Here is a 26,708-nt window from a genome sequence, read left to right as displayed (position 1 = left end):
GCCTGCCAGACTAAAGAACAAACTTGGACATAAGTTCACATAATTTCTTTATTTATTAATGCGTTACTATAAACGTTGATTATGTGATTACCTGCCGAATCAAGATGTAAATTACAAAGCTAACAGATAAAACTTCGTTGATATGGATTCCTAATCTAGAAATTTTACTCTAATTAACATTTTATTAACCTTACATTTCAGCAAACATGGGGTGGCTTATTGAATACAAGGAGTCACACATGCAAGTAAGCATTACAACAACAAAAACAATCCTCGCTAGCGTCATCAGTGCCACCCTACTATCTGGATGTTATTGGGATGATCCTGAAAAAGCGGCGAAACACGTCAGTAATAAAATCGACCGCAAGGCAGTGGTTGAACACCTTGTAGAATTAGAAGGACGTGCATCCGCAACGTCGGACGGCGCTTCGGTTACACGCGCAGCGGGCACAGATGGCTACCAATATTCAGTTGACTACATTGTGGAAACCATGCGCGACCACAACTACGATGTGCGAACTCAAGAGTTTGACTTCCGCGCGTGGGAAGAGCTGGCGGGTACCTCGCTCAATGTGGCTGGTGTTGAGTTAGTCAGTGTTCGTAACGCCGCTGAAGGTGAGCAAGCGGATTTTGCCGCGATGTCCTACTCTGGAAGCGGCGAAGTTAACGCACCAGCAGTATTCATTACACCCGATTTCCGCTTTGATGCCCCTGACTACGACAGCACAGACGGCTGTGAAGCCACAGACTTTGACGGCTTAGATGTCACTGGTAAAGTCGCGGTGATTCAACGCGGCGGCTGTAGCTTTAATGCGAAAGTCGTCAACGCTCAAGAAGCCGGCGCTCAAGGTGTCATCGTATTCAACCAAGGCAATGACGAAGGTCGTACCGACGTAGTCAACGGCACACTGGGCAGTGACAGTGGAGCAACGATTCCGGCGTTTGGCGCGCGTTTTGACTTAGGTAAACAGTGGTACGATGCAAGCCTCACGGGCGATGTTAATGTCATCTTGAAGATCAATGTTCAAGATGAAATGGTCGTAACACAGAACATCATCGCTGAAACCAAAGGCGGCGATGCGAACCAAATCGTAATGCTTGGCGCGCACTTAGACTCTGTTCCTGAAGGTCCGGGTATTAACGATAATGGCTCAGGTACGGCTGGCCTATTGGAATACGCGGTCACTTTGGCGGATCTCAACGCACCGGTGAAAAACAAAGTACGTTTCGCGTGGTGGGCAGCGGAAGAAGCAGGCCTAGTTGGTTCAGAGTACTATACGACTGAGCTATTCGGCCCGTTATACGCTCAGGCACAGCAAGAAATCTTGGCTCAGTTTGAACTAGAAGACCCAAGCCAATTTACTCCAGAGCAAATGGAATTGGTTGAAGCGCGTTACAACGAGCTAAACAAAGTTAAGCTATACCTGAACTTCGATATGATCGGTTCGCCAAACTACATCTTCGGCGTTATGGATGGTGACTTGTCTGACACGAAAGACAGCCCAGACAACGCGTACACAGGTGACTTCACACCGCCATACGGCACATCTCACATTGAGTCTAAGTTCAATGATTTCTTCAATAAGAAGAAAGAAGCGACCGTGCCTCAAGCACTTTCAAAACGTTCTGATTACGCTGGATTCGCCGATTGGGGCGTAGCGTTTGGTGGCTTGTTCACGGGTGCAGAGAAAGCGAAATCGGCAGAAGAAGCGAATCTGTTTGGTGGCGACACTGGCGTTGCTTACGATGTTTGTTACCACAAAGCGTGTGATGACTTAAACAACGTCAGCCAAAAAGCACTATTTGTGAACACTCAGTCGCTTGCTTATGTAACGACCTTCTACGCATTTAGTCAGCCAATCTTCCCTGAGCAACAAGCTGAGCCTAAAGCGATGGCGCGTTCATTTAGCGTAAACGTTGAGCCAGTTGATAAACTGCGTATCGGCGAGAAGCTAAAAGCCGCTGACAGCGTATCTGATCACGATCACTTCCACGGTGATTTTGACCAAGACCGCGAATAACAGCGACACCATTCCTTATTCAAGCCGCACCTTAGAGTGCGGCTTTTTTATTGCATTTTCTACGCGCTTACCTTCCGTGAACTTTATGAACAAAACTCACTTAATGCCCAATATTGTTTTTATCAACGCATTGCAGACACCGATTTAACACTCTATTAACCTTGACTCTATCTATTAACAAGAACCCTTCACTTGCTAGTAGATAATTCATAACAATAAGCAGGTTCCCAAAGAGGAACGTGCGTTTACATAAGGAACGTGAATCATGATCAAGGTACTCAAACCTACCCTAGCCGCGTCTATCATCGCTGCGACATTTTCTTTCGGTGCTCTTGCAGCAGATCTCGAAAAAATCCACTTTTTAATCCCTGGCGGTGCAGGTGGCGGTTGGGATATGACTGCGCGCGGAACTGGTGACGTACTGGTAAAATCTGACATTGTTGACAATGTATCATTCCAAAACCTTTCTGGTGGCGGCGGTGGTAAAGCTATCGCACACCTAATCGAAACCGCTGAGCGTCAAGAAGACACTCTAATGGTGAATTCAACGCCTATCGTTGTTCGCTCACTAACCGGTATTTTCCCTCAATCATTCCGTGACTTAACGCCAGTTGCAGCAACCATTGCTGACTACGGCGCGATCGTGGCTTCTGCTGATTCTAAGTACAACACTTGGGAAGACGTCGTTAAAGACTTCGAAGAGAACCCACGCAAAGTTAAAATCGCTGGCGGTTCAGCTCGCGGTAGTATGGACCACCTAGTGGTTGCAGCGGCGTTTAAAGGCGAAGGCTTTGACGCTAAGAAAGTTCGCTACATCGCATACGATGCAGGCGGTAAAGCAATGGCTGCACTACTGTCTGGCGAAACTCAGCTACTTTCAACTGGTTTAGGCGAAGTACTAGAAATGTCTAAGTCTGGACAAGTTAAAGTGTTGGCGGTAACGGCGCCTAAACGTCTGGACGCAGCACCAAACATCCCTACTCTGACTGAATACGGTAACGAAACCGTTTTTGCTAACTGGCGTGGTTTCTTTGCTGCACCGGGTGCAAGCCAAGCGAAAATCGATGAGTGGAATGCAGCTCTGACTAAGATGTACAAGACAGATGAGTGGCAAGTTGTACGTGACCGCAACGGTTGGATCGACAACTACAAAGCGGATAAAGACTTCTACGCGTTCCTAGAAGACCAAGAGAAACAGATGGGCGACCTAATGCGCGAGCTTGGTTTCCTGAAGTAACTCAGTAAACAAGGGCAGTCTTGGTATTAACTCATGCCTGCCCTTACCTTTTCGCCGCGTACGAGATAAACACAATCTCCTTGTTTATGGCTTTATATAAACACGTCCACCTATTTGACTAGCAGCAAATCGGCAGACCTTATTAATGAAACATGCTCATTAATCCTCGCACGCGGCCTTTTCTTCCCTTATTAGCAAATGGAGTTGGATATGTCGGACTTGCCAACGAACTCTTTCAACCAAGGAAGTTTCTTCACTAAAGAAAACCTCCTTTGCCGTGATCGTGTGGGCGCGATGATATTCCTGATCGTGTGCCTGTGCTACGGCTACCAAACCACGCTGATCCCCCTTTTTCCTGGTGATGAGTACGAACCATTCACGGCGCGCACTCTACCAACACTACTCACTTTCGCGGGTATTGGACTTTCGTTGCTGTTGCTAGTCATGGGTCAACCAGACAAGAAAAGCGGCGCAGTCGTTGAATTTGATTGGAAACTGCTGATTAGCTTCTTAGTACTGATGGCGCTGTACGGTGTCGGTTTAACCTACCTTGGCTTCGTTCTGGCGACTGGTTTCTTTTTGCTTGCAGGCTTTTACTTACTTGGCGAAAGACGCAAAGGCATTTTGTTCGGCGCTTCATTCCCATTCGTCCTTGGTTTCTACCTGCTACTGACTCAGGTACTGGATATCTATCTTGAACCGGGCGTTATTTTCACTATGTGGTCATAATAAGATAGGGAAAACGAAATGTTAGATGGAATCTTACAAGGTCTTTCGACCGCAGTAATGCCAATGAATATCATGATGGTGATCGTTGGCTGTTTCGTGGGTACCTTCATTGGTATGCTTCCGGGCCTTGGCCCTATTTCAGCTATCGCGCTGATGATCCCAATCACTTATGGTTTAGACCCTTCTTCTGGCCTAATCCTAATGGCGGGTGTTTACTACGGTGCGGTATTTGGCGGTTCAACATCGTCAATCCTAATTAACGCTCCGGGTTGTTCATCAACAGTAGTTACCGCATTTGACGGTTACCCAATGGCGCAAAAAGGCCAAGCAGGTAAAGCGCTCGCGCTTGCGGCCTACTCATCATTTACTGGTGGTACGCTATCAGCAATCATGCTGCTCGTTGCGGCTCCTGCATTGGCAAGCGTATCGCTGAGCTTCCAGTCTTCAGACTACTTCGCGCTGATGTTGCTTGGTCTTTCTGCCGTAGCGGCTTTTGCAGGCCCAGGCCAGGTAATCAAAGCTTGGATGATGACAATTCTTGGTTTGATGCTGTCTACGGTTGGTATCGATAAAGGCGTCGGCGTTGAGCGCTTCACCTTTGGCCTAACTGATTTGATGGATGGCTTTAGCTTCTTGTTACTTGCGATGGCGACGTTCGCTCTGGGTGAAACCTTAATGGGTATTCTGAAACCAGAAAAAGACACCAGCTCAGAAGAGCAGAACAAGATGAGCAACATTGGCAGCATGAAGGTAACCAAAGAAGAGATCAAAGAAGTCGCGCCTGTGTCGATTCGCTCTTCGATCCTTGGTTTCTTCACTGGTGTTCTACCGGGTGCGGGCGCAACGATTGCCGCCTTCTTAAGCTACGGTATGGAACGAAATCTTGCACCAAAAGATAAGAAAGAAGAATTTGGTAAAGGCAGCATCCGTGGTCTAGTTGCACCTGAATCAGCGAACAACGCAGCATCAAGTGGTTCATTTGTACCGCTGTTAACGCTTGGTATTCCGGGTTCGGGTACAACTGCAATCATGTTAGGTGCATTGATCGCCTACGGTATTCAGCCTGGTCCACGTTTGTTTGTTGAGCACCCAGATGTCTTCTGGTCGGTTATCATCTCAATGTACTTCGGTAACATCGTACTGGTGATCCTTAACCTACCACTGATTCCGTACATTTCACGCTTACTGGCTGTGCCAAGAACCGTGCTTCTACCGATGATTTTGTTCTTCTCAATCACGGGTGTGTACTTGGTTTCTTTCAACACCATGGACGTATTCATCATGCTGTTGATTGCGATGGCAGCGATTGCCCTCAGACTGGCTAACTTCCCACTGGCACCTTTACTACTTGGCTTTATCTTAGGTGGCTTGATGGAAGAGAACCTGCGCCGCGCATTAATGATCAGTGATGGCGAACTGAACTTCCTGTGGGAACGTCCAATCACACTGGTGTTCACAGTACTGGCGGTACTGGTCCTAGCAAGCCCAATTTTGGTCAAGCTGTTCCAAAAGCTAAAACCTACCCCGGCGAAAGTGGAACAATAAGTTCTGCTATTACGACCAAAAGGGAGCATTTGCTCCCTTTTTTATTGCTTGTTATACCATCGCATTATTGCTCGCCACATTGATAGAGCATATACTCTAATTTTTACAGTTAGAGAACATCCTTATGTCGATGCGCCCTATTGCTTTGCTGATCGGTTGCTTAGGAATATACGCTCCACTAACCCAAGGAGCGGCGATAAGTTTCGAGCAGGCTTGGCAAGTTTTGCAGCAAGAAAACAACTCACTCGCCGCACAGCGTTCCAATGTTGAACGTTATCAGCACTTGCAAAACGCCACCGACAATCTCAACCTTCCATCAATTACTATTGGCGCAAACTACACCCGATTAGATGAAGATATTACTGTCTCAGGCAAACAGCTTTTTGACAGTACTGGCGGTACTCTTCCTGATTTAAGTGCTGTGCCGATTCCGGGACTTTCTCAACTGTTGGCCGGCGCAGCCGCGACCACTTCAACCATCACTGAACGCGACATCTTCAGCTCATCCATTCGCGCTATCTGGCCGTTATTTACGGGTGGTCGAATCAATGCCGCGCAATCCGCCGCTGAAGGCAAAAAGGCGCAAGCACAAAGCGAGCTAGCGATGGAAACACAAGCGCGCTTTGAAGACCTCAGTAAATACTACTTTTCCGTTCTGCTTGCCCAAGAAGTGGTTCGAACCCGTCGCTTGGTCGAGCAAGGGCTCACCAAACACCGCGATGATGCCGTCAAGTTAGAGCAACAAGGACAAATCGCTCGCGTAGAACGCCTGCAAGCCGATTCCGCACTGGATCAAGCGACCATCGAACGTAAAAAAGCAGAGAAAAGTTTGGAGATCGCCACTGCGGCGCTGACTCAGATCCTCAATCAAAACTCAACCGTTGAGCCAGCGGATTCATTGTTTATCAACACATCTCTACCACCTTTAGACGTGTTTACGCAGAGAACGCTGGACACCTATCCGGGCCTAGACTTGTTGGACGCCAAAGAGCAGCAAGCCACCAGCCTTATCAAAGCAGAGAAAGGCAAATACTACCCTGAAGTGTACTTATACGGTGATTACAGCCTATATGAAGATGACTCGCTTGCCAGCCAGATGAAACCTGACTGGTTAGTTGGCGTTGGCGTGAATATTCCGCTTATTGAATCGAGCGGCCGGACTGACCAAGTACGTGCGGCACACAGCGCCGTGTCACAAGTGAAATACCTCAAAGCGCAAGCCAAACAAGACCTAAGTGTACTGGTACAAAAAACCTATCTTGAAGCCCAGCAAGCACAAGAAGAAGTTCAGGGGCTTGAGTCATCAATTCTGCTAGCAGAAGAAAACCTCAAGTTGCGTCAAAAAGCCTTTTCGCAGGGGCTATCGACTTCAACTGACGTTGTTGACGCCCAACTGTACGTTGCGCGAGTTCAAACACAGAAAGCGGCGGCGAGCTTTAACTACTTACTTTCTTTATCCAAATTGCTGGCTCTTTCCAGCGAAATGGACGCCTTTAGCCAGTATCAACACAACGCAATCACGATTTCGAGCAAATAAGGATCTAAGATGAAAACCGCTAAACCACTCGTACTTACTGCAGCCGCGTTAGCTCTGACATCTTGGGTCGGATATAGCTTCTATCAAGCATATCAGCCAAAACCGATTCGTCTGCAAGGGCAAATTGAATCTCAGCAATACAGCATCTCTTCCAAAGTACCGGGCAGAATCGATCAGGTCTTGGTGCGCAAAGGGGATGTGATTGAAGAAGGACAATTGATCTTTACTCTGCACAGCCCAGAGATTGAAGCCAAACTGGAGCAGGCGAAAGCTGGAGAAAAAGCCGCAGGAGCTTTGGCATTAGAAGCCGAAAAAGGCGCTCGAACTCAGCAAGTTCAAGCGGCCAAAGATCAATGGTTGAAAGCCAAAGCCGCGGCGGCGCTGATGGAGAAAACCTACCTTCGCGTAAATAACCTGTACAAAGATGGCGTGATTGCAGAACAAAAACGTGACGAAGCGAAAACCCAATGGGACGCCGCAAAATACACCGAAAGCGCGGCGCAACAGATGTATGAAATGGCCAAAGAAGGCGCGCGCAACGAGACCAAAGTCGCGGCAGCAGAAAAAGCCCGCATGGCTGCTGGCGCAGTAGCAGAAGTGGAAGCCTACGCGAAAGATACTTCAATCAAGAGTTGGTTCAACGGCGAAGTCTCGCAAGTGTTGCTGCGCAGTGGCGAGCTTGCACCACAAGGCTTCCCCGTTGTCACTGTGATTGATACCCAAGATTCTTGGGCGGTATTGAACGTGCGCGAAGATTACCTAAAACACTTCAACAAAGATTCTACGTTTGACGCTTACTTACCCGCGCTCGATAAAAACGTGACATTCAAAGTAACGCATGTCGCGGTAATGGGTGATTTTGCCACTTGGCGTTCTACCGATGCATCACAAGGATTTGACCTACGCACCTTTGAAGTGGAAGCCCACCCTACTCAACCTGTCGAGGGTTTGAGAATGGGCATGAGCTTAGCCGTTGAACTTAACTAGTTGGCCGTGTAATGCGTGAACTTATTACCTCACAAGTAGCGATCATTCGCCGCGATAAATGGCTGTTATCCAGTTTAACTTGGGTTCCGGTCACTTTAGCGGTGATGATTTGGGCGGTGTTCTCACAAGGAATCGCCCGAGACTTGCCAATAGGCGTGGTGAACTTAACACCGGGCACGCTCTCGCAGCAGTTGATTCGCTACTACGATGCCACTTCCACCATGCAGGTACACGCGCAATATTCTGATGTTTCACAAGCAAAAGAGGCATTGGTTCGAGGTGATATTTACGCGTACGCGGTTATCCCAACTCAGTTTGACCAAGACATCTATAAGCAGTTTACGCCGCAAGTTAGCGTTTATTACAACAGCCAAATGATCTTGGTTGGCAAGTTGCTCAGTTCTGCGTTTACCCAAGCACAGGCAACGTTTAACGCTCAGTTAAGCACCATCGGACATTTGGCAAAAGGTGACGCGACATGGCTATCTGCGATGGGACAAGCCGTGCCCGTTAGAACGCAAATCACGCCGCTGTTTAACAAGAACTCCAACTACGCACAGTTTTTACTTTCTGCGATTGTTCCCGCGCTGTGGCAGATCATTGTCGTGGTGAGTACGATTCTGATATTAGCCGCCAATCACAGAGACAAAGGCCTGAACCATTGGTTTGGCTCTAGACCTATCTCATCGGTGCTTTACACGCTTTTGCCCTATACCACTGTATTCGCGCTACAAGGTTTTGCATTTTTGCTTTGGTTCTATTTGGGCTTCGAATGGCCGATGAACGGTAGCTTTGCGGTTATCGTTTTTGCTCAATGGGTCACGATTCTCGCCTGCATGATTATGGGCAGTCTGTTCTTTTTACTCACGCTAGACCCAGCGCGCGCAATGAGTTTTGCTGGCGCTTTTACCGCGCCAAGCTTTGCTTTTATGGGCATCACTTTCCCTGTCACCGACATGAACAGCCTTGCTCAGTGGTGGCGCAGCTTGCTGCCTGTCAGCCACTACATTGAGGTACAAGTAAGCCAAGTCAGTTATGGGCTGAGCTGGCATCAATCGCTTGCTCACTTGTTGCCAATGTTCGGTTACTTGTTGCCATTGTTACTCTGTATCTTGCTGATTCATAAACACCTCAAAAACGATCATTCCGCTGCGACTAAGGAGTTAGTATGAGTCTTTTTAAACTCCTCAAAGCAGAACTTAAAGCGCTACTGACGAACCCCGTTGTAGTGCTCACGGTGTTTGGTGGCGTCGTGTTTTACTCGTTTTTGTATCCGTTACCCTACACCAATCAAACGCCAAGAGAGCAACTGATCAGCGTGGTGAATTTGGATATGAGCCAGACCAGTTTCAAACTCGAGCGAATGGTGGATGCGACACCACAAGTGAAAATAGTCAGACGCGACCACACCATAGAACAGGCGCGGAACGCATTCTTAAGCGGTGAAATCAGCGGTATTTTGGTTATTCCTGAGCACTTCTATAAAGACATTTTGTTGGGCAAAAGCCCTACTCTCGCTTACGCCGGTGATGCGTCTTACTTTTTGGTTTACGGCACGATCGTCGAAGGTTTGGCGAAAGCCGGCGGAACTTTGGCGGCGCAAACCACCGTAAGCAAGTTAGTGCTAGATGGTCAACCACTCGCTTTAGCGGCTGAGCAGTACTCGGCAACCAAGCTCAACTTGAAACCAACCTTTAACCCGCGTATGGGTTACGTTGATTACGTTGTCCCTGCGGTATTTGTGTTGATTCTACAGCAAACGCTGGCAATGGCCGCAGGCTTGATGGTCGGCAGCCAAAAGCTTGGTAAAGGCTATTGGCGCAACGTACCACCAGCTCAATTGCTTGCGGTACGTTTTGCCGTTCTGATCGTTATCTATTACCTGCTGAGCATGTATTACTTTGGCGCAAGCTTTACCATGCACGGCGTCAACCAACTCGCTCACGCGGGTGAGCTTTTAACGTTAATGTTGCCGTTTTTTATCAGCTCATGCGCGATCGGTATCTGGATTGGTTCCGTCACGCCAAGACGAGAGTTGGTTACCTTGGTGGTATTGATTAGCTCTATGCCACTGATCTTCAGTGCAGGTTTCATCTGGCCAGTGGAGATGATCCCGTCACCTATCGTCTGGTTGTCACAACTGTTCCCAAGCACGCCAGCAATCCAAAGCTTCTTAGCACTAAATCAAATGGGCGCAGACTGGACACAAATCCGCGAAGGTTATCTTCAACTTTGGGTGTTGGCGGTTGTGTGGAGCGGATTTTCTTATCTCGCATTTAGAAGAAGTTTAAGCAAAGACTTTAGAAAATAGTCTCAATTTACTACTTGTAGCAACATTTTAAAACTTAGCAGAACGCACAGAATGCCTACTATCTTCTTAAGTATTTTACTTGGGAAATACTCAGCGCAGCGAACACCAAGGCTAGTCGTCAAGTAACTGCTAACAGAGAAGCTAATCATTGCTGGAAGGTATATGTATCCTAAAACTAAGTTGCTCCAGTCTGTATTCTCCCAACCATTGAACATGTAACCGAGGCTTCCAGACAGCGCGATAGGGAAACCTATCGCAGCGGATGTGCCAATAGCGCGTTTTACCTCAAAATTTTGCTGAACAAGATAAGGGATAATTAAGCCCGCGCCGCTTATAGAGACAAGCGCTGAAATGGAACCAATCACTGACCCAACGGTGATATTGCCGATAGCTCCATGTGGATTTGGGTTGTACTCATGCTCTGTGTTTCGAAACATCTTATAAGCAACATACAACATGAATACGCTGAAAAATCCGGCTAGATAGACACCCTGTAAATAAGACGCTAAGAACGTCGCGCAAAATGTCCCGACTAGAACCCCGCTCAACATTCTTATGACCATGATTGAGTCAACATTCTTTCTTTTGTAGTGAGCGCGCATACTACCCAGTGTGGTAATGATCATCGAAGCCATCGATGTCCCTAGTGCTAGGTGAACGACTTCCGTATCCGCTATTCCTTGCATTGAAAACAGAAACGCAAAAATAGGAACAGCCATTCCTCCTCCTCCAACGCCAACGAGCCCTGCGAGAAAGCCAATCCCCAAGCCTGCTGTAATGTAATAAAAGACAAAGATAGGTTCGTTCATCATGGTTCTGCCTTCGATAAAGATGTTAGTTGCGAAAATGTTACTCGAAAGCTAACTTGTCATGGTAACGTTAAAAGGACAGAAAATAATGAATAGTGGCCAATGTTGAAACACGCAGAGAAAACGACAAACTGTGATTACAGTGAATGGGAAAATGGCGCAGCGTTAATAGTCAAAGAATGGCAACATGAACGGAGTGACTTCAGTCATTTGGATCAACGGCCGCATAATTGGCACAAACATCATCGAGGCCAGCTTCTGTGTATCGATGAAGGGCTGATACAAGTTAAAACGGATGAAGGAACCTGGATACTACCGCCTCACCGTGCGGGATGGATACCTCCAAGCGCGATGCACAGTGTGTATTTTTGTGGTTCTCTCAAAGGTCGATCATTACTATTCACTCCCGAGAGCTGTAATCAGTTTCCAACAAAACCTTGCGTGATTGAAATGAGTGATGTCTTGAAAGTCCTATCTAACAGGGCGTCCACTTGGAGCAAAACGGAAGAACTATCTGCGCAGTATTTACGTGTACTTGCCGTTATCTCTGATGAAATTTGCAACAGCCCTCACGAATCACTTTATTTCCCATTACCTAAAGACCCAAGGCTACAAAAGGTAACTCAAGCGATTTTAGTTGAGCCAAACAGTAAAAACTCTGTCGAGCATTGGGCCCGTATAGGAGCCATCTCATCTCGAACGTTAAGAAGGTTAATTCGAAATGAGTTGAACATGAGTTTTAATGAATGGCGCCAACAGATACTGCTAATCCATGCGTTAGAAATGATGGCGCGCGGAGAATCAATTGGAGATGTCGCCTATGCTCTAGGCTATTCAACGCCAAGTAACTTTATCGCGATGTTTCGTCGTGTCTACGGTGAGTCACCCACGCGTTACTTTTCGAACCGCGGTATATAACTGCCAATAGCATATCTGGGTTCGTGCTTTGGTTATGCATTTACGAATCTAATACAGACAAATAAGAACGCAGACCCCAACTCATTTATTTCCAGCGGTGTGCAGACGCGGGTCATAGCAAACACGCTTTTGCCCCCAAGTTTCTTAGACGATGATGTAGGGCACGTTTCTATTGACAAAAATTGACCTGCTTTTTCTAACAATAGAATATGTAATTAGTTTACTAATAATCGCTATGCAAAATAAGGAAAGTAAAATGAGCATTAAAGATACGATTCACTCCGCAGGTCAGAATCTTCACACAATCATGATCACTGCCAGAGAAAAAGATGGTTCTGTTGAAACAAGAGAAGCTGAGCCATATAGTTATAGAATCACAGCAGGGACAGAAAAATTCTTTTGCTATGACATCAGGAAGGGCGGTACGAGAAACCTATTTGTTTCAAACATCATTTCAGTTGAAGAAACTCAAAATTCATTTCAGCCTCGTTGGGCTGTTGAAGTGTAAGTTCATATACATATAATGAGGCCAAAACTAACTAATAAATGTTCAACGTTTATTAGTTAGTTTAGCGTGAAATGGTTTTGATTAAGTTACCTCATTATCACTCAGAGCAAAGTTCGTTCACAAACTAGCTAGTAGTAGTTTAATGTCTACTCATTGTTCTTTGCAAAAACGAGGACCTTATAACTAAGGAACCAAATTACTAACAGCTCGATACAAATCGACCAGATGGTGTACAGAAAGATCCATTAGTGGTTCATACATGAATGAATTTATATGAATGTTTTCGGGTGTCATAAGTATCACTTGCCCTAAAATACTTTTTATTTCTTTAAACTCTGTTGAAGTTCCAAATTCAGAGATATATCGATCATACAGAATACCAGTTTGAACTCCACGAATAGCAGATTTGTTAGATATTTTAGACCATAAAAACTCTTCAGCTTTAAGCCGAATACCAACAGATAATGTTACCTTGTTTTCCAACCTGATTTCATCAATTACTGGGTTAGTACAAAGGTTGTTCGCAGTCTCATAAATAAAATCAAGCACCAGCTTGTCTTTATCGATATCCGAACTGAATGATGTGTTATTAATTGATGATGCTATTACTGTTTCTAAGTGAGAAAGACGTAAATCACGAGTGTTATCTTTAATATGCAATAGAGAAGTAAGCAGCATGTAATCATCAGAGGATGTTCCTTCTTTGTACTCTATCAAGTTTCTCACGAATGGGATCATCGCAACGATTATTGAAGGATTATTCGAGAAATTTCTTCGCCAAACATCAAAAGGGCTTGATACGTAATTATCACCACCTTTTAATAGAGAAATAGACTCATCGAGTTCTTTTTGAACAATATAAGAGGTTGAACGCTTAGAGCGCTCAGTTAGTACCCTACTCTGGAATGTTCTATAAAAGTCAAAGTTGTGTGTTAACACTAGCATTCTAAACAACTCTTCTTCTGCTATTTCCTTGAGGTACTCAATAATTGCATACTTGTTTTTATAATCAAATGAGTCCGCTATATCGTCAACAATTATAATCGTCCTTTGACCTCTAGCTTGTCTAGCTTTGAATTCAAAGATTACATACAGAAGATACATAGCTCTTCGTTCACCGATTGACAGCACATCTAGTGATGTTAGTTGTCCTCTGTTGAACTGCACATTTTCGCCATTATCATTAGTAAAATTGAAAACGATATTTGGAGCTTTTGTTCCCAAGATTGTATTCGTGTGGTCTTCAATATCCAGTGAAAAGGGGACATGGAACCTTTCCTTAAAAGTTTCAGCCGCTTCATACCATATTGTCTCTTCCAGTTTCGCTTCATTTTCTATACTTTCTAACTCTTCTTTGTTTTCATCAAACAAAGAAAGCAAGCTATCAAATCGCTCTTTCTTCTCAGAGTAATATGTACACCAGATAATTTTTTTAAACAGACCGACATCCGCTAAATCAACGGCCAATTCTGGGTGCTCTTCTAGAATCGTTTGAAATGTTTTTACAGAAGCAACACCAGTTAATAATTTCTGATTGATGTTTCTCAACCTTTCATCCGATAGCAGCTCTGTTTTCTCGGCCTCGAATATCTCATCGAATTCTTGGTGGTTATCGATTACATCTTCTCGACCATTAAGAATAACTTTATGATCTGCTTCGAAGAAACTTTCCTTTTTTAAGGATGATGAAATTGTTGTGGCTTTTGATGGATTGAAGACCCCCGTCTTGAATAAACTAGAATTAGACACTAGTTCGTTGTATCTGCTTATATATTCAGCAATACTCTCTAATACGTTTTCTTCACTAAGTAATGATATAACTTTTTCATCAAATATTTGTTTATACTGCAATTCTCTATAATCTGTGTTAGCTAGTTCGCTTGACTGTAACCACCTTATAGATTCGAAAATATCATCAAATCCAACATCTACACAAAGTAACGACTCGATATCATCTTTTTTAATTTTTGAGAGTTTATTAAGTTCAATTATTAGAGACTTTTTCGCATCAAGGATTGATTTATACAGTGAGTCGTAGCGTTGTTTCTTATCTGCATTAACCAATAATGTTGACAAATTTTTTGCATCAAACGATGGATTGAATGGCTCAATCACTAAAATCTCATCTTGTTTTATTGGTTCACCATCAATAGTAACCTCATATGTAGGCTGACGGTTATATAGTTTTTCTTCTGGTTCTTGACCATTCGACAATTTTGAAAATGTATTCGATAGTGATGTCTTCATTACCCCATTTGGGGCGTAGATTAGATTCGCTCGAGCTTGAGTAAAGTCAAACTCTTGGGACAGGCTCCTGATACCATAACAGTTGGTCATACTGACCATCAATTTATTCACTGAATTCTCCCTAAACATACCTAAAGCACTGAACAGATGGCTCATGTTAAACTACATCGTACTTTTTTTTGCTCAGTCTATATGTGCGCAAGGGCATAATGTCACTATTTTATATCAATAGGTTGTAAGGTTGTTGATGTGGCGGGTTTTGTCGTTTTCTTATGGAAATTTTATAGACTTGAATTAATCCATGAATTGCTAAGTTTGCAAAATCACTAACACACTTCTGTCCAAATCCGTGTCTATAGGCCCTTTCATACCAGCGCCACAAAACAAATCTCACTAAGCAACAGGTTGAGTTTCTAGATCATTGTTGTTAGATTGGCTGGATGAAATATATCCCAACGACTACATCATTCTTCTTTTGGTGGCGCTCTAAATAGAGCGGCACTGAATTCTTACATTCTTTAGCTGCTGGAAGGTAGCTAAGACTGTAATCTCTTTATATCTCCAGTAGCGATCTGTTTTAACTAGGAGATATCCCCATGAACACCAAGCAACCTACAGACAAACCTGAAATTATTTTGACTGGCGATAGAGCAACAGGTCCGCTGCATCTCGGTCATTATGTTGGTTCTTTAGAGCAACGAGTCGCGCTACAAGAAATCCACGAACAAACCATTCTCGTTGCTGATATGCAAGGTCTTACTGACAACGCCCATAACCCGAAAAAAGTCTCCTCAAATATTCTTAATGTGGTCGCTGATTATCTGGCTGTTGGCATCAACCCTTTGAAAACGACGATTTGTCTTCAATCACAACTACCTGCCCTTGCGGAACTGACTATGTATTACAGCAACCTAGTCAGCATCAGCCGTTTAGAAAGAAATCCCACGGTCAAAAATGAGGTTCAAAACAAAGGCTTTGAACGTTCTATTCCTGCTGGTTTTTTAACCTACCCCATCTCTCAGGCAGCCGATATCACGGGCTTCAACGCAACCTTGGTTCCGGTTGGTGATGATCAATTACCAATGAGATCGTGAGAAAGATTATCTCACCAGCGTAAACACTAGAAAATAATATTGTCTTTTAGGTAATCGACAAACTTTGAAGCTCTCGTACTAAGAAGCTGCCTCCGATACCAGATAATATAAACGTCACGATCTTTACCTTGCCATTCGGGTAGTACCCTGACCAATTGCCCTTGTTCAAGTTCGGCTCTCACCTCAGTTAGCGGTAGTAATGTAATTCCCAAACCATTCAAGGCTAGCTGCTTTGCGACATGCAGATCATTGAGTTTTATTCGTTGCTTCGCAAGGTGATAAGTCACCTTATTCGATAAGTTTGAGCTCTGAGACAGTTCCCAAATCCTCAGTGACTCAGAGACAACAACACTACACTTTTCTAGGTGTTGAGGCGCTTGGAGCGCGTCGACAGACTCAAGATACTTTGGACTCGCAACAAGCACAGTTTTGATTGTTCCGATTTTGAGTTGTGTTAAATCTGAATCTTCTTGTTTTCCCACACGAATCGCTAAGTCAGCGTTTGATGAGTAAAAGTTCGTAAGCGCATTATTGAGTACCAATTCCAACTCAATCTCTGGGTTTTCTTTTAAGTAGCCAGATATTGGCTGATGCAGGCAACTGGCAACCAAATTGGTGGGCGCCAAAAGCTTAATATGTCCTTTGTTTCCAGATACTTCGTCTAAGAGTTCGCTGACGATAGAGTCGATAGAATTAACGTGAAAACGAGCGTTTTCATATAACTTTCTGCCTTCTCTGGTCATTTCAAAAGTATGGCTATTTCTGTTCAATAACTTACAGGCAAACTCCTCTTCTAACGCTTTAACGCGTCTCCCAATTGTCGACGAAGGGATATTTAAATGATGGCTCGCTGACTTAAAGCTCCCCGCTTCAACGACAGCGACAAACAGAGAAATATTGTCGTGCACTTTTGACACCATATATGGGCTTTAAAGACCCAATTTAACACATAGAACTCATAAATAAACTTCAATATAGTGATTAAAGACCGTTCAGCAACTTCACAGGCTTACATATGAAACAACGAATTTTGTTTACCGTTATCATGTCTTTTTTTCTGTCGTCACTGATGACGTTATGGGTGACTTACATAAATTTGGGGAGCACTCCCAATTTTCTTCAGTTATGGGGGCATGCTTTCCTGTTAGCGTGGCCAGCGGCGGCAGTAATCTCTTTCTTTACCGCGCCTTTGGCACAGACGATAACCAAGAAAGTGCTTCCATAAGCATTAATCTTCAGCAAGGGGGAATTGTCCCTTGCTGAAGGTGCGACAGTTAGAAACCGAGCATCTTCGCCTTTCTGATGTTCTAAATTCACTGTTGAGCTTTAGAACGAAAACCGTCGCCCTACTCATCGATTTGTGGATGCGTATATTGCTGATACTTGGGTAGTTGCTCGCGCAGGTTGTGAAAGGTAGCTCTAGCACTCTGTTTCGAGAGTTTGTTCATTAACCAGTTGGGAAGCAAGCCTCCCGGGTCAGCAAAGGCTTTGTACTCGATTAATGTGGTGCCGTTGGTGAGTTTTTGTAATACCCAAGTAGCATCGACTGAACGGATACGAATATAGCCGTTTTGCTCAGCCATAACGGACTCCGGCGCTGCTTTAATGGCTAACGTGAACCCAAACTCATCAACTGAATATTTGGAGTACGTGACCATGTCACGGTCTCTAGCTGGCCACGGTGCTGAAAATTGGGTATAGACGATGTTCTCTGTCGCGGAAATCTGCTGCAAAACGCGACTGTGACTGGCGTTATCAATCCAGTTGGGGATATTGTCACTGTCTTCCAATAACGTTAAAAATCCGCCATAGCTGGTTGGCGTGAACATCCGAGCTCGAATCTCTACTAAGCCGTCTTTGTGTTCTCGCGTGTAGATGGTTATCCCGTCATTGTCGCTATCAAATTGCCAGTAGTCGCTCTCTTGTGCCCACACGGTCGTTGATAATAATGCAGCCGCTATAAGCACACTCATCCGTAAGCTCGTCATCACTCAATTGCTCGTAAAAGTATTCCTGATTTAAGCTTATACAACTTAGCGCTTTGGATACAGAAAAGGCTTGGACACTCCAAGCCTTTTGAACGCTATATTAGGCGAACCAATACCTTTATTTGCTTACCTTAACTGGCCGCGCTTTCTTTGCTCTCGTTCTCTTTCACCAATGCAACCACCGTTGAGCCCGCCGTAATTTCTGGCTGGTTTGAAGTACTGAAGATGCGAACTTTATTGCGCGCATCGACAATAAACAGCGGCAGCAGTAACGCGCTTTTGTATTGGTTTTGATAGTCTTCAAAACTGAATGCTTCGCTAATTTTGGTATGCTTAACTTCTGCGCCTTGGTTGATTAGACTTGCTAGCTTTTTGTAGCTTACTGGCTCTGAGAACAGGATTTTTCCGTGATGCTCTTCCGCCGTAATATGCTTATCACCACCGCTTGTATTGCCGTTTAAGCTGTATACGTTTTGCTCGCCAAACTCGTTAATAAAACGCATCCCCGCGGTGACGTTTAAATGCTTATCTGGCGTCATCGCCATCACCTTACCAATACCAATTAAATCCAGATACTCGTCTGCGTGACTCGACATCGGATTGCCGTAATAGGTTTCTAGCCCAGACATCCTTGCTTGTTTGATGTAATCCCAGTTCGAGTCTGTGACCACAACACGGCAGTCGTATTTCTTTATCGCTAATCCGACGGCGCGCGCCACATCGTTTGCACCGACAATCATCACACCGCGTGGTGATGGCTCAGCCACATCCAACATCAACGCGATTGGTCTGGCGGAAATACTCTGCAATACAACAGTGCCGATGATCACCATGAACGTCAGAGGAACCAGCAACTGCGCCCCTTCTACGTTGGCTTGGGTGAGCTTAATGGCAAACAGTGATGAAATCGCCGCCGCAACAATGCCGCGAGGTGCCACCCAGGCGAGAAACGCTTTTTCCTTAAAGCTCAAGTTGCTGCGTAAAGTAGAAATAAAGATCGACGCCGGACGCGCAATCATTTGAATCACGACAAACAGCAGCGCAGCGCCCCATCCTAGTGCGTGGAAATCATCTACCGTGATACGAGATGCAAGCAGTAAGAACAAGCCTGAGATCAGCAAGATCGTCAGGTTCTCTTTGAAGTGGAGAATATGTTTAATATCAACCTCTTTGGCGTTAGCAAGCCACATACCCATTACAGTAACTGCCAAAAGTCCCGCTTCAGATTCAATCGCGTTCGAGCCAGCAAATACGCCAAGTACTACTGCCAACACCGCAAAGGGCTGCAGGTACTCTGGCAACATTTGGCGGCGTAATACCACAGCAATAAACTGTCCTGCGGCTGCGCCAATCAAGAAACCGACGACGATGATAATGCCGAATACTTCAAAGCTGTGCGCTTTGCTGTTCGAGACAATGAACTCATACACGATGACGACAAACAGCGCGCCAATTGGGTCAATCAAGATCCCTTCCCAGCGCAGTATATTGGCGAGTTTTGCTTTAGGTCGAACAGTGCGCAGCAAAGGCACAATCACGGTTGGGCCAGTCACGACCGTCATACTGCCGAATAGCCAAGCCAGTGGCCAATCAAAGCCGAGAATATAATGAGTCGCACAACTGGTGATCACCCAAGTCACGAGTGCACCTAGCGTGACAATACTTTGTACTGTTCTGCTGACTTCTTTGATCTCTTTAAAGTTGAGGGTCAAACTGCCTTCGAACAGGATCACCGCGACCGCTAACGAAATGAGAGGAAACAGTAGTTCACCAAACAGCGCGTTAGGTTCAAACAGGCCAGTAAATGGTCCGATCGCCAAACCAGCAATCAATAACAATAAAATGGCTGGAAGTTTTAATCTCCAAGCCAACCATTGGCACATTAAGCCGACCACACCAAGCGCGGCCAAAGTTAAGCCAATCATTTCCTCATGCATTTTGTATCTCGCAAGTTATTTAGTTGAGAGCATGTATCTATTGAATCTAATACAAGTATTTTTATTTATCGGTATTACATTAGCGAAGCGGTTACTCGCTTTGAAATTTTAATCACTAGTTTGCGATTTTATCATTACAACTATGGTCAAATTTGATACTTCCACAAACTCTGTCTAGACGGAACCTAACCTAAAACAGTAACTCGCAATCTCTGCTATTCGCTCCAATCAGAAAAATGGGCAACTAAGAAGTCAATCGCGAGCCTAACTCGTAAAGGCAAAAATCGTCGGTTTTGGTAAACAATCCAACTGCTAGTGCCACTTCCCCAATAGTCCTCTAGCACAGGAACGAGTCGACCATCATTCAGCGCGCCGTTGTAACTGCTTTTGGGCTGATAAGCAATGCCAAGCCCCTCTTCACACGCTTTAATCACCGCGCTTGAGCTATTGCTACGCCAGCGCCCGTGAACTCGCACCTCGTTTAGCGGCATGCCGTCTTTTTCAAACAACCAATGATCATTGTTCGCGATAATACAGCTATGATGTTTCAGTTGTTCTGGATGTGTTGGGAGACCAAACTGTTCAATGTAACCCTGACTGGCCGCCGCTGCCATTGGTCTATCCACCAGCTTTCTCGCGATCAGACCAGAGTCGTTGAGTCGTCCGTAGCGAATCGCGAAATCAATGCCGTCTTCAATGAAGTTAACCATTCGCGTATTGAAGTTCATTTCCACACTGAGGTTTGGGTGTGCTTTGCAAAACTCCATTAGAGCGGGCGCGACATAGTTCTCGGCAAACGCACCGGCCGCACTGACGCGCAACGTGCCGCTTAGCTGGGTTTGTTGTGATGTGATCTGCTCGTTAGCTTGTTGAAGCCCTACTACTAAATCCTTGCAGTGTTGGTAGTACGCTTGACCTGCTTCTGTCAAGGTGACCATACGCGTCGAACGGGCAAATAACGCGACGCCGACTCTATCTTCTAGCCGTGATATTTGACGACTAACGTGACTGGTACTGCACCCAAGTTGCTTCGCCGCGGCAGAAAATCCGTGACTTTCTGCGACAGCAACAAACTCATTGATACCTTCAAAACTGTCCATGCCTCACCTTTGCTAAATAGCAATAATGTTTTGCGTATAAGCCGTATTATCACTCATTTAGTTTAAGTTTAGTATTGATGCATACAACAAAGACAAGTCAGAACAAAAAGGAAAGCGTTATGAAACGAGTACTAATCCCGGTGACTAACCACGCGACTCTTGGCGATACCGATCAAGCGAACGGGACTTACGCACCAGAACTTACCCATGCGCTCAACGAGCTTCTTGCTGCAGGCTTTGAGTATGACATCGCCTCTATCCAAGGTGGTAAAGCTCCACTGTACGGCACAGACATTGAGGGAGATGCCGTCAACGCGAGCATTTTGACAAACGATGATTTCTTAAACCGTGTCAACAACACGATTCCTGTTTCGCAGGTTAATGGCGAAGATTATGATGCGATTTTCTATCCAGGCGGCTTCGGCTTGCTGTCAGATTTGTCGAGCAATGAAGAGTTTGCTCGTATCGCCGCTAAGCATTACGAAAACGGCGGTGTGATTGCGGCAGTCTGCCATGGTCCTGGTGCGTTGCTACCCATCACGCTAAGCAATGGAGAGAAACTGTTGGCTTCTAAGTCGGTGACAGGCTTTACCCGCGAAGAAGAAATTGATTTTAACACCATCAACGACATTCCGTTTTTGCTAGAAGAGTCGCTAACGCGTAGCGCGGCTCGCTATAACAAAGTTCAGCCATGGCAAGAGTTTGTGATTGTTGACGAGCGCGTTATTACTGGTCAAAACCCAGCAAGTGCTCACGGCGTTGGTAAAGCACTGGTAGATTTGCTGTCATAGTTATATCCGCACTAACAGAAAAGGCTTGGAATGATCCAAGCCTTTTACGTTTGATAGAGAATAAGCAGAAAAATCAGTTCAGTGCGTCGATTAGAATTAACTCGCGCTCTAGTGTCACTTTCTCTGCATCACTCGCGTCCTTTAGCTTTTCATTGCGAAGCGCGATCGCTTGCTGCTTGTCTTTATCTGAAGCAAACAACAGCGGCTTAACATTAATCGACCCAATGTTACTGTAGCGCCCATCTGCACTGCTTGGTACATCAAACTTGCCGTCGTTGATCAACTGCTTAACCACATCACGCTGCTTAGCATAATTGTCTTCTAGTCCTTTAAGCTGCCAGCGCTGCATAGGTTTACCAATATAGACACCGTCTTTCACCTCAGTTAAATAACGGATGGTTAAGTTGCGAATGGTGCCCTGCTCTTCACCGTATTCCGCTTCGGTATCAAATAGGACTGGGAAGTTGCGCCCTTCTAACACACCACCTTTTTTGGTTAAGTGACCCATTCGGTAGCTGTTCATGCCAATGCGGATTTCACTGTCATCTTGCACCGGTGTTCCGTCAGCAAATTTGAGATCAGTGATTCGCTTTCCTTTCGGTTGCGTCAGATCGATGGTGTAAGTGGCGCCAGCAAAGAAGTCATTGGTCGAGTATTTTGACGCGCGTCTTTCAGGATCAAAGCTGTATGTGACATCGCCTGGTTTTACAGAGTTAAAATAGCCAGCCGACCACTCCATATAAGTTTTCAGCTCTTTGCCTGTCATCTGGTAAACCGTGATTTCACCACCCGCATATTGATAATTGTAGGCAATGTCTTTTGCTTTAATCGGGCCAACGTCCAACTCGGCGTTGTCATTGTCGATTTGCAGAGCGATAACGTTCGCTTTCGGCGCATAATAGAAGCTCGCTTCTTGGAACAGCGCACTGATGCCAGTGTCTTGAATGTGGACTTGTGGAATGCCGCGAATTTCATTTTCAGGAACGAGGTCGACGCCTTTTAACTCAGCCACTTCGCGGTTGGCCATGTCACGTAAACGCTTGTGATACGGCTGATAGAGGCTTTCCATCGTCTTATCAGAGTCAATGCCATTTATCTTATAGGTAAAGCTGTCTTTGTTGATGAGGGTGAACTTGCCATCGCGTTCCTCGAATTGGAGGTCAATTCTTGATAGCGCACGACCGTATTTATCCGGTTCGGTCACGATAACACCGTTGATCACCGCTTTATCAATGCGAGTATGCATGTGACCCGCAACAATTGCATCTAACTCTGGGTTTGAGTTGGCGATGTCACTCACGCCAGTATCCGCAATGTCATTCTCGTTATCTAATCCCATATGAGCGACAAGCACAATCGCATCGACTTTATCATCAATCTCGGTAATCAGCTTTTTCACTTCTAGGGTTGGATTGGTAAAAGTAACCCCTTCGAGACGATTAGTACCTTCTGCAAAAACTTGCGTCATTGGTGTATCCATACCAATCACACCAATCTTAATGCCATTTCTCTCGAGTACGGTATAACCCGGTAAGAAAGGATTGCCATCTGGGCGTTTGATGTTGCCACCTAACGACTGGCCTTTAAACTGGCTAAGAGAACGGTTTAAGACATTCAAGCCGAAATCGAACTCATGGTTACCCAGCACCCAAACATCGTATTTCATTTGATTAAAGCCAAGCATCATTGGATCTACAGGCTCGTCCTTAAATGTCTCAACGAAATTGCCCTGAATGGTGTCGCCTGCGTCTACCAAGATAGTATTCGGTTGTTGCTGACGGATTTCTTGTACTTTGGTGGCTATCTGGCTCAGGCTACCACGCATATTGAGCTTGTCAGCTGCGTAGTCCCAAGGCATAAAATGCCCGTGTAGGTCTGAGGTACCCAGTACGGTGACTTGATGAATATCACCGTCAGCCGCCCATGTAGGCAGCGCTAGTGATAGTAGGATTGCGCTAGAGAGGAGGTTCTTTTTCATATTGTTATTCATTCTGTTGTAGGTAAATCGAATGAATACCATTTTAGAATTAAAGCTCTATTTGTGATCGAGTTCCTCTTTAAACAACCCATTAACATGATGTTGCATATATTTGAGAGATAAGACTCACAAATAGCATTCAGATAATCGCCGTAATTTGTTCGCTGATGCGTCGGTTAGCTAATCACCTTAGTCATTTTCCCAGTACGAGTCCCAAGTTTGCCAAAGCCGAAATAAGTGATAGTTTCCATCGCTAAATCCCACATAACACGTCACTAAAAGTAAACGTTTACACCACCATTAATCCTATTAAAAACAAGTGGTAAATATCTAACTTTGGAGAGCAAGTGATGCGTTCAATTGCACTCATTACATAAACAAGGTTTAATACATTATTAAGTTGATAAATCGAGTCAGTGAAGGTTCAAAATGGCAACGATCAAGGATGTTGCGAAAGAAGCAGGCGTTTCTGTCGCAACAGTATCTCGCGTGATCAATAAATCTCCCAAAGCAAGTCGCTCTTCAATTGAGTCCGTAACCAAAGCAATGAGTAAGCTCGGGTACAGACCGAATGCGGCCGCTCGCGCGCTCGTCAGCCAGAGTACCAATACAATGGGCGTTTTAGTCGGTGATGTCTCTGACCCCTTCTTTGGCACCTTGATAAAGTCAGTTGATAACGTTGCACGTGAGAACGGCAAACACATTTTGATTGGTAACGGTTACCACAATCCAGATGACGAGCGTCAGGCACTGGAGCTACTAATAAACAGCCGTTGCGAAGCGATCATCGTCCACTCTAAAGGCTTGCCTGACGAAGAACTGATTGAATACGCGAAAGAAGTCAAAGGCTTAGTGCTGATCAATCGTCATATTCCGCAGATTGCAGAGCGCTGCATATCCTTGGACAACAAAAAAGGCGCGTACTTGGCGACGGAGCATTTGATCCGCCAAGGGCATCGCAAAATCGCTTGTATTGCCTCATCTCACCAAATTGAAGATACCCACGCACGTCTGCAAGGCTATCAAGCCGCTTTGTTGGACAACGGTATTGAACTGACGAAGAGTTACATCGAGTACGGTGAACCAAACAGTGACGGTGGTGAAGTCGCGATGACTAACCTGCTTACGAAATCGGTCGAGATAACTGGCGTAGTCGCCTATAACGACTACATGGCGGCTGGTGCAATGGCGACATTAAACCAAAACGGAATTGATGTACCCGAGAAAGTCTCGATTGTCGGATTTGATGACGGCTTAATTGCACGTTATGTCACCCCAAGCCTAACGACGGTTCGTTATCCGATTGAGATGATGGCGGAGCGAGCAGCACGTTTGGCACTGAGTTTGTCTCGTGGCGAAGAACTCGAAAATGAAACCGCGATTTATAGTCCAACGTTAATAAGCCGACATTCCGTTTCTCGTGCTTAACTATCAATACAACTTTGCCTCAAATACACAACTATTAATACAAAAAGCCCGCTACATACGTCGCGGGCTTTTTATTTTCTGAGCTTTTGATTAGTTTACCGCTTGTTGCGCGGGGGTCACTTCAACGCCTTCTGCAAATTCACCACGTTTTAGTTTTTCACGTAGGATAGCGTGTTTGTCTTCCGTGAAGGTGTAGCGAGACATGATCAGGATTCGAATCAGCGCGCCAAGTGCTGGCAGTAGAGCGATACAGAAAAACATACCATTCAACGCCGTTTCTGTTTGCTCTGCATTTGGCACATAACCAATCATGGTCAAGATAATACCAGTTAGGCCACCAGCCACTGCGACCGACAACTTACCCGTAAAGGTTTGACCCGAGAACGTAATTGCGGCAGTACGTTTACCTGAGTGGTAGTACGAGTACTCAACCGTATCGGCAATCATTGCTGAGATCAGCGGGTTGGTCATCATAAAGATACCGGTAATGACCGCCAACCAAGCCATAACGACAGTTGGGTTGGAGTATCCAGTAAAGTAGAAGCCAACGCGGGCGATGATTTCCAATACACACAGTGCGATGAAAATATCACGTTTTTTAAAGCGCTTAGTTAGCATTGGCGTCGCCAAACACGCGATGGCGCTGACCAAAGTGATGGTACCAATTAACGAAACCAAGCCTGCATCACCCATGTTGTAGGTAAAGAAGAAGATGTACAGACCGTTCACTAAGTTAAAGAACACATTCATAAAGAAGGCGGCCAGAATGAAAAACAGTGGCTTGTTTTTACGTACTGCTTGGAAAGTTTGCTTGAGCGTGACTTTTTCACAGTTTGCGGTCGAGATACGTTCTTTGGTGTTGTAGAAGCCATTGAGCATAAACAGTAAACCAGCGATCATCAGCACGATCACGGCTGGTAAATAACCTTGGTCTGCACGGCCATCAGCGAAGTACGCACTCAGTTTTGGAAAAATAACCAAAGTAGCACCGATACCCGCATTGACGCCCAACATCGCACACGTTGCCGCTTTTGCACGCTCTTGTGGTTCGTCTGTCATCACAGAAGACATTGACCAGAATGGTACGTCGGAAACCGTATACAGAGTGCCCCACAAGATGTAAGTGATACCTGCGTACATCACTTTCGTCGTAGTATCGGCATCGATATTGTAGAACGAGGCAATTGTCACCAACACAATTAAGAACGGAGTGAATAGCATGTATGGTCGGAATTTGCCGAAGCGCGATTCCAGGGTATCCATGTATCCTGCAATGATTGGGTCATTAACGGCATCCCAAACCCTTGCGATCAAAAAAATCGTACTTGCTGCAATTGGTGATATACCAAGGATGTCGGTATAAAAGTAAAGAATAAACGAACCGACTAGACCAAAGCTAAAGCACTGGCCTACTCCGTAGCCGAAGTAAGACATCAGCTCCTTGTTTGGAATTTTGTTTTGTAGAGTAGTCATATTTCACATCTCAATTGAGTTAATTATAGATTGGCTGCCGATCCAAAACTTTGGATCGGCTCTCAGGCAG

The 26,708-nt window shown here is 45.2% G+C and carries 21 protein-coding genes and 1 pseudogene; 14 read left to right on the top strand and 8 right to left on the bottom strand.

The window, feature by feature from the left end:
• The first annotated feature begins 239 nt into the window (after positions 1 to 239).
• From HCZ42_RS09660 to HCZ42_RS09625, 8 genes are all read left to right on the top strand, one after another.
• A complete protein-coding gene (locus HCZ42_RS09660; RefSeq protein WP_167420499.1) occupies positions 240 to 2,021 on the top strand; it encodes a M28 family peptidase in 1,782 nt (593 codons plus the stop codon).
• Positions 2,022 to 2,286: 265 nt separating this feature from the next.
• Positions 2,287 to 3,258 (top strand): tripartite tricarboxylate transporter substrate binding protein, encoded by a 972-nt coding sequence (locus tag HCZ42_RS09655; protein ID WP_167420498.1) that lies wholly within the window; start codon positions 2,287 to 2,289, stop codon positions 3,256 to 3,258.
• A 210-nt stretch (positions 3,259 to 3,468) separates the two neighbouring features.
• A complete protein-coding gene (locus HCZ42_RS09650; RefSeq protein ID WP_167420497.1) occupies positions 3,469 to 3,987 on the top strand; it encodes a tripartite tricarboxylate transporter TctB family protein in 519 nt (172 codons plus the stop codon).
• Positions 3,988 to 4,005: 18 nt separating this feature from the next.
• Positions 4,006 to 5,532 carry a tripartite tricarboxylate transporter permease gene (locus HCZ42_RS09645; RefSeq protein WP_167420496.1) on the top strand — a complete coding sequence of 509 codons (1,527 nt, stop codon included), beginning with the start codon at positions 4,006 to 4,008 and terminating at the stop codon, positions 5,530 to 5,532.
• A gap of 124 nt (positions 5,533 to 5,656) precedes the next feature.
• Complete coding sequence (locus tag HCZ42_RS09640; protein WP_167420495.1) at positions 5,657 to 7,069, top strand: TolC family protein; 1,413 nt, start codon at positions 5,657 to 5,659, stop codon at positions 7,067 to 7,069.
• 9 nt (positions 7,070 to 7,078) lie between these two features.
• Positions 7,079 to 8,056 carry an HlyD family secretion protein gene (locus HCZ42_RS09635; protein ID WP_167420494.1) on the top strand — a complete coding sequence of 326 codons (978 nt, stop codon included), beginning with the start codon at positions 7,079 to 7,081 and terminating at the stop codon, positions 8,054 to 8,056.
• An 11-nt stretch (positions 8,057 to 8,067) separates the two neighbouring features.
• On the top strand, positions 8,068 to 9,228 hold the full coding sequence (locus HCZ42_RS09630) for an ABC transporter permease (RefSeq protein ID WP_167420493.1): 1,161 nt from the start codon (positions 8,068 to 8,070) through the stop codon (positions 9,226 to 9,228).
• Entirely contained in the window at positions 9,225 to 10,367 is a 1,143-nt protein-coding gene (locus tag HCZ42_RS09625; protein ID WP_167420492.1) for an ABC transporter permease, read from the top strand. The genes HCZ42_RS09630 and HCZ42_RS09625 overlap by 4 nt, the downstream gene beginning before the upstream one ends.
• Before the next feature lie 2 nt (positions 10,368 to 10,369).
• On the opposite strand, the gene HCZ42_RS09620 is transcribed toward HCZ42_RS09625, so the two are convergent.
• The gene (locus HCZ42_RS09620) at positions 10,370 to 11,176 is read right to left on the bottom strand and encodes a sulfite exporter TauE/SafE family protein (RefSeq protein WP_167420523.1); all 807 of its coding nucleotides are present in this window, start codon (positions 11,174 to 11,176) and stop codon (positions 10,370 to 10,372) included.
• A 102-nt stretch (positions 11,177 to 11,278) separates the two neighbouring features.
• On the opposite strand from HCZ42_RS09620, the gene HCZ42_RS09615 reads away from it, so the two are divergent.
• Both HCZ42_RS09615 and HCZ42_RS09610 read left to right on the top strand, forming a co-directional pair.
• Positions 11,279 to 12,094: an AraC family transcriptional regulator gene (locus HCZ42_RS09615; protein ID WP_167420491.1), complete on the top strand. Its 816-nt coding sequence runs from the start codon at positions 11,279 to 11,281 to the stop codon at positions 12,092 to 12,094.
• A gap of 256 nt (positions 12,095 to 12,350) precedes the next feature.
• Positions 12,351 to 12,602: a hypothetical protein gene (locus HCZ42_RS09610; protein ID WP_000022951.1), complete on the top strand. Its 252-nt coding sequence runs from the start codon at positions 12,351 to 12,353 to the stop codon at positions 12,600 to 12,602.
• Between the two features lie 183 nt (positions 12,603 to 12,785).
• On the opposite strand, the gene HCZ42_RS09605 is transcribed toward HCZ42_RS09610, so the two are convergent.
• Positions 12,786 to 14,960, bottom strand: coding sequence for an AAA family ATPase (locus HCZ42_RS09605; RefSeq protein WP_167420490.1), 2,175 nt, complete (start codon positions 14,958 to 14,960; stop codon positions 12,786 to 12,788).
• Positions 14,961 to 15,445: 485 nt separating this feature from the next.
• Between HCZ42_RS09605 and HCZ42_RS09600 the strand changes: the two are divergent.
• Positions 15,446 to 15,934 (top strand): annotated as a pseudogene (locus tag HCZ42_RS09600) (tryptophan--tRNA ligase); the annotation flags it as partial.
• Between the two features lie 35 nt (positions 15,935 to 15,969).
• Here the strand turns inward: HCZ42_RS09600 and HCZ42_RS09595 are convergent.
• Positions 15,970 to 16,851: a LysR family transcriptional regulator gene (locus HCZ42_RS09595; protein ID WP_167420489.1), complete on the bottom strand. Its 882-nt coding sequence runs from the start codon at positions 16,849 to 16,851 to the stop codon at positions 15,970 to 15,972.
• A gap of 107 nt (positions 16,852 to 16,958) precedes the next feature.
• Here HCZ42_RS09595 and HCZ42_RS09590 point away from each other — a divergent pair, with 107 nt between their 5' ends.
• Positions 16,959 to 17,168 (top strand): DUF2798 domain-containing protein, encoded by a 210-nt coding sequence (locus HCZ42_RS09590; protein WP_167420488.1) that lies wholly within the window; start codon positions 16,959 to 16,961, stop codon positions 17,166 to 17,168.
• Positions 17,169 to 17,289: 121 nt separating this feature from the next.
• On the opposite strand, the gene HCZ42_RS09585 is transcribed toward HCZ42_RS09590, so the two are convergent.
• The 3 genes from HCZ42_RS09585 to HCZ42_RS09575 all read right to left on the bottom strand — a co-directional run bounded on the left by HCZ42_RS09585 (position 17,290) and on the right by HCZ42_RS09575 (position 20,968).
• Positions 17,290 to 17,916: an START domain-containing protein gene (locus HCZ42_RS09585; protein ID WP_439848993.1), complete on the bottom strand. Its 627-nt coding sequence runs from the start codon at positions 17,914 to 17,916 to the stop codon at positions 17,290 to 17,292.
• Positions 17,917 to 18,062: 146 nt separating this feature from the next.
• Positions 18,063 to 19,868 (bottom strand): cation:proton antiporter, encoded by a 1,806-nt coding sequence (locus HCZ42_RS09580; RefSeq protein ID WP_167420486.1) that lies wholly within the window; start codon positions 19,866 to 19,868, stop codon positions 18,063 to 18,065.
• Between the two features lie 215 nt (positions 19,869 to 20,083).
• The gene (locus HCZ42_RS09575; RefSeq protein ID WP_167420485.1) at positions 20,084 to 20,968 is read right to left on the bottom strand and encodes a LysR family transcriptional regulator; all 885 of its coding nucleotides are present in this window, start codon (positions 20,966 to 20,968) and stop codon (positions 20,084 to 20,086) included.
• Positions 20,969 to 21,087: 119 nt separating this feature from the next.
• On the opposite strand from HCZ42_RS09575, the gene HCZ42_RS09570 reads away from it, so the two are divergent.
• The gene (locus HCZ42_RS09570) at positions 21,088 to 21,759 is read left to right on the top strand and encodes a type 1 glutamine amidotransferase domain-containing protein (RefSeq protein WP_167420484.1); all 672 of its coding nucleotides are present in this window, start codon (positions 21,088 to 21,090) and stop codon (positions 21,757 to 21,759) included.
• A 73-nt stretch (positions 21,760 to 21,832) separates the two neighbouring features.
• Here the strand turns inward: HCZ42_RS09570 and HCZ42_RS09565 are convergent, their stop codons facing one another.
• The gene (locus HCZ42_RS09565; protein WP_167420483.1) at positions 21,833 to 23,737 is read right to left on the bottom strand and encodes a bifunctional metallophosphatase/5'-nucleotidase; all 1,905 of its coding nucleotides are present in this window, start codon (positions 23,735 to 23,737) and stop codon (positions 21,833 to 21,835) included.
• Between the two features lie 429 nt (positions 23,738 to 24,166).
• Here HCZ42_RS09565 and HCZ42_RS09560 point away from each other — a divergent pair, with 429 nt between their 5' ends.
• Positions 24,167 to 25,165, top strand: coding sequence for a substrate-binding domain-containing protein (locus HCZ42_RS09560; protein WP_167420482.1), 999 nt, complete (start codon positions 24,167 to 24,169; stop codon positions 25,163 to 25,165).
• 90 nt (positions 25,166 to 25,255) lie between these two features.
• On the opposite strand, the gene HCZ42_RS09555 is transcribed toward HCZ42_RS09560, so the two are convergent.
• Positions 25,256 to 26,599: an MFS transporter gene (locus HCZ42_RS09555; protein ID WP_167420522.1), complete on the bottom strand. Its 1,344-nt coding sequence runs from the start codon at positions 26,597 to 26,599 to the stop codon at positions 25,256 to 25,258.
• Positions 26,600 to 26,708: the final 109 nt, after the last annotated feature.

The organism is Vibrio hepatarius (genome assembly GCF_011806575.1).
Lineage (GTDB): Bacteria > Pseudomonadota > Gammaproteobacteria > Enterobacterales > Vibrionaceae > Vibrio > Vibrio hepatarius_A.
This window is presented reverse-complemented; position numbering and strand designations above follow the sequence as displayed.